Here is a 1,194-nt window from a genome sequence, read left to right on the forward strand (position 1 = left end):
CACCCATGACCTCGACCTGGCGGCGATCGCCGACCGGATCGTCACCCTCGAGACCGCGAGAGGAGGTGTTCACCATGGCCGGACGCATCAAGTCTCCGCTGCAGCACAAGGGACGACGCACCCGCACCCGTACCCGCAGCCGGACGCGCACCCGCACCCGCACGCGCGGCTGACGCCCGCCCGCGAGGCCTGACACACCCGCGCTCGTCGGCGCCTCGCACGCATCACCCACGGAGACCCGCCCGGCCGACATACCCGAAGACCCGGGCGGGTCTCCGACGTATCTCTCGCAAAGGACACGGTGATGATCGATACGGCGATCGACCTCGAGGACGGCGAGCCGGTCTGGGCGTTCGCGGAGAACGCGATGGTGGCCGGCGGCTACCGGGCCTGGGAACGCCTGGGCGTCGGCATCCGCTGCGAGACCTGGCTGGTCTGGTCGCCGCGACTCTGGGCGCCGGCCGTGCTGAAGCTGCCCCGCCCGCACCTGGCCACCCATCCGCGCGCGACCCAGTCGCTGAGCCGCGAGGTGTCGGCCCTGCGGGACAACCCGCACCCGGTGCTGCCCCGGCTCTACGGCTCGGGGTTCACCGACGAGATGCACTACATCGCCGTGGAGTACGTCGACGGCCCGACGCTGGCCGACGAGATCGACGACGGCGGGACGATCCTGGCCGCCGAGGTGGCGCTGCTCGGCATCCAGGTGCTGACCGCGCTGCGTACGCTGCACCAGCGCGGCCTCGCCCACGTCGACGTGAAGCCGGACAACATCGTGATCCGCGACGGCCGGCCGGTGCTCATCGACTTCGGGTCGGCGCGGGAGATCGGCGCGAAGCAGCCGGCCGGGCGCCCGGTCGGGACGGCGGGCTACGCACCGCCGGAGATGGAGGCCTGCGAGCCGATCAGCGCCGCCATGGACGTGTACGCGCTGGGCGTCACGCTGCGCGAAGCGGGCGGCAAGCCGGGCGGCCCACTCGCCGACGTCCTCGACCGGATGACCGCCGACGACCCGGTCGAGCGCCCGTCGACCCATGCGGCGCTGGTGGCCCTGGGCACCCTGGTCCCCGACGACCTGCGCCCGTGGCCGGCCTGGGCAACCCGATAACTGGTAGCCCACCCACCGGCTCGAGGGCTCGACGCGTGGCAGAGCTACCACTGTTCGCGTGCGAGCACGGCCGGGACCGGCAGTGGTAG

General features: G+C 72.9%; 2 protein-coding genes. Both read left to right on the forward strand.

What is annotated here, in order from left to right:
* Positions 1-193: hypothetical protein (locus tag AB0M20_RS44675; protein ID WP_364307674.1), on the forward strand; the 193-nt coding region annotated here is incomplete at its 5' end.
* 111 nt (positions 194-304) lie between these two features.
* Positions 305-1,105 carry a serine/threonine-protein kinase gene (locus tag AB0M20_RS44680; RefSeq protein ID WP_364307676.1) on the forward strand — a complete coding sequence of 267 codons (801 nt, stop codon included), beginning with the start codon at positions 305-307 and terminating at the stop codon, positions 1,103-1,105.
* Positions 1,106-1,194 lie beyond the last annotated feature (89 nt).

Origin of the sequence: Actinoplanes sp. NPDC051633, assembly GCF_040681735.1 — a bacterium.
Taxonomy (GTDB): domain Bacteria; phylum Actinomycetota; class Actinomycetes; order Mycobacteriales; family Micromonosporaceae; genus Actinoplanes.

Coding starts and splice junctions, on each gene's coding strand:
- AB0M20_RS44680 (WP_364307676.1), top strand. CDS start 305: ATGATCGATACGGCGATCGACCTCGAGGACGGCGAGCCGGTCTGGGCG.